Raw genomic sequence first — 7,101 nt, forward strand, 5'->3', positions numbered from 1 at the left:
CTTTTTGTGGACAAGGGCATGTCCGCAGTGGGGACAGCGCAGGGTATAGTGCTTGGAGAAGCGGTTATCATCAGTAGAGAAGTTGGTATCACATACTTTGCATTTTAACTGTCCTTTGGAACCATTATTACGATAAAGAAAAGGCTGAGGAGCATGGCAGGAGGGACAGGTACAGTCAGGAGAGATATCGCATTCCTTGCGCCGTGCAACAGGCCGAATCTTCTTATGGTATTTATATTCGAAGTAAGGGATGAGGAGCTGCCAGTCCCAATCGTTTTGATGAAACTGAAGCATAGGGAGTTCATCGGTTCTGAATTTTTGGTATTTAGGGGAATGGGAATCATCAAAAGCCCATTGTTTGAGAGGGATATATTTGCAGATAAAAGTAATGAGCCAGCAGTTCTGCTGGTAAAGAAATTGAATGAGTGACAATAAATAGGTAATACTATTCATAAGCAATGAAATTCCTTTCTGTGTTTGTGGGATTGGTTTACCTAAAGTATTGACACAAAAAGGGAGGTCATTGCTTTTTTCTTTGAAAAAGTGGTGTAATCCCTGAAAATACAAGGTTTGTAACAAAAAATGAGGTAGTAAACTTGACACTACCTACAAAATCAAGGAGGTGTCGTTATGAATATTCGTCCATCCGCAGCAATCCGCCAGAATTACAACGAGATTGCCGATATGTGCAGAAAGACCGCAGAGCCAATTTTCCTTACCAAGAACGGCGAGGGGGATTTGGTTGTTATGGATATTGAAACCTATAACAGACGGGAAAAGATGTTAAAGCTCCGTGAAGAGCTGCTTGCCGTTGAGGAGGACAGGATTGCAGGAAGAAGCGGCTGCACTCTTGACGAACTTGACGCTTATCTCGATGAAGTAATTGCCGAGGTATAGCGTATGGCGGACAGCAAGAGATACAAAGTTATTGTTTCCGACAGGGCAAAAAGAATGTTGGGAACACATATCCGCTTTATGGCACAGGTCAACAAGCAGGCAGCGGCAGCAAAAAAGAAAGAAATTATGACCGCTATGCGTTCCTTTTCCCAGATGCCGCAGCGTTTTCCGTTTTTTGAGGAGCTGTATATCCACGCCGAATAAGTACCACAAGATGTTTATTGAAAAGTGGTATCTTGTTCTTTACCAAATCCAAGATGATACGGTATATGTGGAATATATCCTTGATTGCCGCAAGGATTACAGTTGGCTTATCCGATAACAAGAAAATAACGAAACAGGAAATCGTCATTTCATAAGAGGTGGCGGTGCCTCTGTTCCACATCGGCCCAACGAGCAGGAATACCCGCCTCATGGTGTTGATTGTCAAGTAGAATTGCCCCACTTTTTCGTTGAATTTGACCCACCATAGTACCAGACAGTGAGGTTGCTAAGGTGGATATTTTTATTTTCCAAGCCTATAAGAATTGCCGTCAGTTCAAAGAAACTGGCGGCAATTTAATACATGAACAATACGCAGGAAGAGTCTAATCACCAACTTGAATTAGAAAAAATAATAAGTAAAATAAGCGAACAATAACTGCCATTTTGAGATTTCTAATTGTCAAAACGGCAGTTATACATTCTAATATGACCAGTCTGACAAGCATGGCTTCACAGGAAGCAGATTGAAACAGAATGGTTTCAAAGCAGATTCATGTTTAAGCTATGATTCTATTATAAAATCTCCCCATTGCTTTCAATTACCTTTTTATACCACCAGAAGCTCTTTTTTCTGTACCTTGCCAATGTGCCATTTCCATCATTGTCGCGGTCTACATAGATAAAGCCATACCGTTTTTTCATCTCCCCTGTACCGGCGCTGACAAGATCTATGGGGCCCCACATGGTATAGCCCAGCAGGTCTACGCCATCCTCTGTGACTGCGTCTCTCATTGCCTTGATATGATCCCTCATATATTCAATGCGGTAATCATCAATAACAGTCATCTCTCCATTTTCGCCCTCTACCAGTTCATCAACCGCGCCAAGCCCGTTTTCTACGACAAAGAGCGGCTTTCTGTAGCGGTCATAGAGAGCATTGAGGGTAATCCTCAGTCCCATTGGATCAATGGGCCAGCCCCACTCGCTTGCTTTCAGATAAGGATTCTTCAAAGAAGCGAAGATATTTCCCTCTATCGTCTCGTTCACCTTTGGATCAGCGCTTGCACAGCGGCTGTTGTAGTAGGAGAAGGAGACGAAGTCAACGGTATACTTCTTTAAAAGTTCTAAATCCCCATCTTCCATAACCGGCATAATCCCCTCTGCCTCAAGCTGCTTTAATGCATAAGGAGGATATTCTCCATGAGACTGGACATCAATGAAGAAATAGCTCCGGCGGTCTGCGCACATGGCAGCCCAAACGTCATTAGGCTGACAGGTATGCGGATATGTATTTCCGGCAGCCAGCATACAGCCAACCTTATTTTCCGGGTCCACCTCATGGGCAATCTTAGTTGCCAATGCACTGGCTACCAGCTCATGGTGCGCTGCCTGATATTTGATCTGCTTCTCATTTTCGCCTTCCTCAAAGCAGAGTCCCGCACCCATGAAAGGAGCTTCCAGGATCACGTTGATTTCATTGAAGGTCAGCCAGTATTTTACAAGCCCCTTATAACGGCGGAAGATCGCATTGCATAAATTCTCATAGAAGGAAATAAGCTTGCGGTTTCTCCATGCGCCATATTCCCTGACCAAGTGCATCGGGCAGTCAAAATGTGTTATCGTAACCAAGGGTTCAATTCCATATTTGCGGCATTCCTTAAATACATCTTCATAGAACTGAAGACCTGCCTCATTAGGCTCCTTTTCATCTCCGTGCGGGAAAATGCGGCTCCATGCAATACTCATGCGGTAAACCGTAAAGCCCATCTCGGCAAAGAGGCGGATATCCTCCTTATAACGGTGATACATATCAATTGCGTCTTTTGAAGGATAAAAATGCTCGTCATCAAAATCAAACATTTTTTTCTTTCCTGAAATAACAGCCATTCGGTCGGAGCCAACAGGGGATACGTCCACATTCGCAAGTCCGCGTCCGCCCTCGGAAAAGCCTCCTTCATACTGATTAGCGGCAGTTGCGCCGCCCCATAAAAAACCTTTTCTAAAAGCCATTGTATACCTCCCGTATTATTGTATTTATAAAAGTGTTTTAGTCGGAATACTGTTACTGGAAATACGTTTATTTGGAAAGCTCACGTGCAACCGGATCTTTGATCGCCACGCCCGCAGCCTCTAATTCCGCAATTTTGTCTGCAAACTGCGGAAGGTATTTCTTATGCGCAAGGAGCAGCTCATTAATGATCTTCACGGCAGTTTCTCCAGATACGATCTGCGGATTCAAAATAAATGCCTGGAGAAGTATGCCATAATCTCCGGTAACAGCCGCTTCTTCTACACAGAGCTCCATGTTTTTCATACACTGAAGCCATCCTCTTTCAGCAGGATGTAAGGTTCCAAAGGCGATCGGCCGCGCGCCAGCCGCGCCAATAAAAGCAGATACCTCAACCGCGCATTCCGGCGGAAGATCCGGAACAGCTCCGTTATTTCTTGTAGTAACAACAATGTGCCTGTTCAGGTTTGCATAGATGGATGCAATGGTATCACAGGCGGCATCTGAATAATGGGCTCCGCCCCGCTTTGTAAGCTGTTCAGGCTTATAATCCAGCTTCGGATCCTTATATAATTCAAACAGCTCTGCCTCTGTCTTTTTCACCTGCTGTCCACGTGTCCCAAGCTCCGGATCCTTATATTCTTCTAAACAGTGGTTCAGCATCTCCTCCTGCCTGTAGTAATATCTGTGATATCCGCAGGGGATCATGCCCATCGTATCCAGCTGCTCTTTAAAGAAAGGAACATCAAAGATGTTAGCCGGCAGTCCGGTGTCCTCGCCCTTATATAAGGAATCTATGATCTCCGGCGTCACTTCTTTTCCGTTTTCGTCAAAAGCCTTATGCCAATGGAAATGATTAAGTCCGGCGAATTTGTAGGTAAGCTGGTCTAAGGTTTTTCCGATCCGCTCAGGCTCCTTCATCATTGCTCCTATAGGAACATTGCACAGGCCAATAACCTTATCCCATTTGCCATATCTCATAACTGCTTCTGTAACCATTCCGCTTGGATTGGTAAAATTGATCAGCCATGCATTGGGGCAAAGCTCCTTAATATCCCTGACAATATCAAGAATCACAGGAATGGTTCTCAGGGCCTTAAAGATACCGCCCGCACCATTGGTTTCCTGTCCCAGCATTCCATAGCTCAGCGGAATACGCTCATCCTTAATTCTTGCATTTAAAAGGCCGACGCGAAATTGTGTAGTAACGAAATCGGCGTCTTTCAAAGCAGCTCTCCGATCTAATGTCAAATGGACTTTAACATCATAAGGGGACGCATCCCACATGCGCTGCGCTATGGCGCCAACAATTTCTAATTTTTCCTTACCGTCTTCAATATCCACCAGCCAGATTTCACTGACAGGCATAATATCATATCGCTTAATAAAGCCTTCCATCAGCTCCGGAGTATAGCTGGAGCCGCCTCCGATCGTAACGATCTTTACAGGTCCATTCATCTCTTCTTTCCTTTCCGTTTATTCGTATACAGTATAAAACAGAACGAGTCTTAAGCTCATACATTCAGTCGTTTATACACATCGATAAATTCTTTTGCAATGATCCGAAAGCCTTCGGCGCTCATCAACTGGTCCTCGGCATGGATCAGCAAAAGACCGCTTCCGTCCAGTTCACCGCTCGCCTCCATAGAAAGAAGAGAGGTGTGTTCAGTGTGTCCCTGATTGAATGAAACATCGCCTTCCTTGATCATGCGCTCAGCATCCTCAAATTTGCCTTCCTTTGCGCATTGGATTGCATTAATATAGTAAGAGCGGGCAGCTCCTACCTGAGCAACGATCTGAAAACATTTCATAACCAATTCATCTGTCATTTTTGCCATAGTCAAGTCTCCTTATTTTATTCCTACCAGTCCTCATCATCGTCTTCGCTTTCGGCAGCAGCCTTTTCATTTTCCAGAGCCGCCAGATCCAGCTTGCGGACAAAGGGAAGATATATGACAACCGAGACAACTATCATTACCACCTGAAGAAGCGCTGTGCGCCAGCCTCCCGCAATCAGGCCTGAAATGATAGGCGGGGTCGTCCATGGAACATAAACTCCACTGTACATGGGGCAGAGCCCTGTTGCAATCGCAAAATACTCTATAATTCCGACTACTATTGGGGTCATGATAAATGGAACTGCCATAAGCGGGTTCATAACAATGGGCAAACCAAAAAGAATTGGTTCATTAATATTGAAAATTGCAGGGACTGCAGAAATCTTTCCCAGTGCCTTAAACTGTTTGGATTTTGCCAGGACAAGCATGTAAAGCACAACTCCGATTGTAATACCGGAGCCAGTAGCCTTGACAAACAGCTCCATAAACTGCTGAGTTACGATACGACCGCCATTTGCCTGTGTCAATGCCAGTCCGGCATCCAGAATTGCCTGATTGCCTTGGTAATTTGCCTGCAGAATTCCATCAAGTATCCCGCCAACGATCGTAGCACCATGAACACCAAAGAACCACAGGAAGGATACAACAAAGGCATAGCCAATAACACCTCCCAGAGAATCAGTAAGTCCTTGCAGCGGAATCTGAATAATCGCATAAATCTGCTCAATTACCGTAACTCCCGCAACAATATCACAGACTCCATGAAGGACGGTTGCGCCGGAAATGATAACAAAGGCAGGAACCAAAGCAGAGAAGGCATTGGTAACGCCGACGGGAACTCCGGCAGGCATCTTGATACGGATATTCTTTTTCAAAAACCATGAGTAGATATATCCAACTAACAGGCCGCAGATAATAGCGCCGATCATACCCTGTCCGGCAGTCCAGGTACGATTGATCACATTGGAAACCGTTCCAATAACCTCACCCGCATCATTAGTGACGGAGACAGAGGAGGGCTGGAAGATCAAAAACGAACCCAGAGCGATCACTGCTCCGCCGAGAGGCTCCTGTTTTTCCATCAGGATGTACTGATAGGAAATTCCGAGAACGGCAATAATGGCATTGATATTAAAGGTAGCCATGTATGCCTGGTTCAGTATGTCGATCAGACCGTGGTCACTTAAAAAGGCCACAACTGCCGGAACCGGGAAGTTTGAAAGGATCAGAGCCACAGATCCGACGATGATCAGAGGAATCGTATAAATCATTCCCTCTTTTACAGCGGTAACAGGCCGTGTATTTACAAACCACAGGATTTTTGGCAGAAGTTTCTCCTGTATCCAATTATTCATAGCACATCACTCCTCTAAAATGATTAGATTATTTTGAATTTTTTACCAGTTTATAAGCGAATTTTAATACGTTCATACCATTACAGGTTCCATAATCCGCCATAGGGATAACATCAACCGGAATGCCCTTAGGCTCACATAATCCTTTTGCCTTCCCTAACTGAAAACCAATCTGAGGACCTAACAAGGCTACGTCTACACCGTCCAGACGAGCCTCCATCTCACTAATCGGATAAGCAGCAATCTCTGCATCCTTTCCCTTTTCTTTAGCAGCCTCTTTCATTTTTTCAACTAAAACGCTGGTAGACATTCCAGCAGCACAGAACAAACGAATTACCATACTATTACCTCCATATTATTTTTAATGTCTTTGTATAATCGCGATTACCTTCATACAGACAACTATAGCAGGGAGATGGCAAAAACTCCAACGAAAAAAATGCCGGAATAAATCCGGCATTTTCTGGATAAACACGACTTTACAACTTTTATAAATGCCAGCACTGTTGCCGAATTAACTGTTTTAAAGCTTTCATAACAACACTGGATTTTATGCTGGTTTCGATATTTCTCACGAAAGTGGTATAAAATACCTGCTGCCGGATTTGCTCACTAAGGGCAAACCGAAATTCCTGCACACTTTCTGTACGGTACTTTGAAAATGATTCTTCCTGATATGGCAGTATCTTCATGGCACAATACGAGATGTTGATCAGGTTAACCAACATTTCGATTCCCTTCCGACTGCGTAACATATAGCTGCATAACGACCAGAACGTTTTCTGTTCATAATAACTCA

General features: G+C 44.3%; 8 protein-coding genes and 1 pseudogene. 2 read left to right on the plus strand and 7 right to left on the minus strand.

What is annotated here, in order from left to right:
- A pseudogene (locus tag G614_RS35220) lies at nucleotides 1-453 on the minus strand (hypothetical protein); the annotation flags it as partial.
- A 177-nt stretch (nucleotides 454-630) separates the two neighbouring features.
- Here G614_RS35220 and G614_RS0123040 point away from each other — a divergent pair.
- Nucleotides 631-897 (plus strand): type II toxin-antitoxin system Phd/YefM family antitoxin, encoded by a 267-nt coding sequence (locus G614_RS0123040; protein ID WP_027643783.1) that lies wholly within the window; start codon nucleotides 631-633, stop codon nucleotides 895-897.
- A gap of 3 nt (nucleotides 898-900) precedes the next feature.
- Nucleotides 901-1,101 carry a hypothetical protein gene (locus G614_RS34020; RefSeq protein ID WP_330367075.1) on the plus strand — a complete coding sequence of 67 codons (201 nt, stop codon included), beginning with the start codon at nucleotides 901-903 and terminating at the stop codon, nucleotides 1,099-1,101.
- A 573-nt stretch (nucleotides 1,102-1,674) separates the two neighbouring features.
- Here G614_RS34020 and G614_RS0123050 read toward each other — a convergent pair.
- From G614_RS0123050 to G614_RS0123075, 6 genes are all read right to left on the minus strand, one after another.
- Nucleotides 1,675-3,111: a 6-phospho-beta-glucosidase gene (locus G614_RS0123050; protein WP_027643784.1), complete on the minus strand. Its 1,437-nt coding sequence runs from the start codon at nucleotides 3,109-3,111 to the stop codon at nucleotides 1,675-1,677.
- A gap of 67 nt (nucleotides 3,112-3,178) precedes the next feature.
- Entirely contained in the window at nucleotides 3,179-4,567 is a 1,389-nt protein-coding gene (locus G614_RS0123055) for a 6-phospho-beta-glucosidase (protein WP_027643785.1), read from the minus strand.
- Between the two features lie 56 nt (nucleotides 4,568-4,623).
- On the minus strand, nucleotides 4,624-4,938 hold the full coding sequence (locus G614_RS0123060) for a PTS lactose/cellobiose transporter subunit IIA (RefSeq protein WP_027643786.1): 315 nt from the start codon (nucleotides 4,936-4,938) through the stop codon (nucleotides 4,624-4,626).
- A 32-nt stretch (nucleotides 4,939-4,970) separates the two neighbouring features.
- Nucleotides 4,971-6,302 (minus strand): PTS sugar transporter subunit IIC, encoded by a 1,332-nt coding sequence (locus G614_RS0123065; RefSeq protein WP_027643787.1) that lies wholly within the window; start codon nucleotides 6,300-6,302, stop codon nucleotides 4,971-4,973.
- Between the two features lie 28 nt (nucleotides 6,303-6,330).
- Nucleotides 6,331-6,642: a PTS sugar transporter subunit IIB gene (locus G614_RS0123070; protein WP_022202829.1), complete on the minus strand. Its 312-nt coding sequence runs from the start codon at nucleotides 6,640-6,642 to the stop codon at nucleotides 6,331-6,333.
- 148 nt (nucleotides 6,643-6,790) lie between these two features.
- Nucleotides 6,791-7,101 (minus strand): hypothetical protein (locus tag G614_RS0123075; protein ID WP_027643788.1); only part of this gene is annotated, 311 nt, incomplete at its 5' end.

Source organism: [Clostridium] clostridioforme AGR2157, from assembly GCF_000424325.1.
Taxonomy (GTDB): domain Bacteria; phylum Bacillota; class Clostridia; order Lachnospirales; family Lachnospiraceae; genus Enterocloster; species Enterocloster clostridioformis_A.

Coding starts and splice junctions, on each gene's coding strand:
- G614_RS0123040 (WP_027643783.1), top strand. CDS start 631: ATGAATATTCGTCCATCCGCAGCAATCCGCCAGAATTACAACGAGATT.
- G614_RS34020 (WP_330367075.1), top strand. CDS start 901: ATGGCGGACAGCAAGAGATACAAAGTTATTGTTTCCGACAGGGCAAAA.
- G614_RS0123050 (WP_027643784.1), bottom strand. CDS start 3,111: ATGGCTTTTAGAAAAGGTTTTTTATGGGGCGGCGCAACTGCCGCTAAT.
- G614_RS0123055 (WP_027643785.1), bottom strand. CDS start 4,567: ATGAATGGACCTGTAAAGATCGTTACGATCGGAGGCGGCTCCAGCTAT.
- G614_RS0123060 (WP_027643786.1), bottom strand. CDS start 4,938: ATGACAGATGAATTGGTTATGAAATGTTTTCAGATCGTTGCTCAGGTA.
- G614_RS0123065 (WP_027643787.1), bottom strand. CDS start 6,302: ATGAATAATTGGATACAGGAGAAACTTCTGCCAAAAATCCTGTGGTTT.
- G614_RS0123070 (WP_022202829.1), bottom strand. CDS start 6,642: ATGGTAATTCGTTTGTTCTGTGCTGCTGGAATGTCTACCAGCGTTTTA.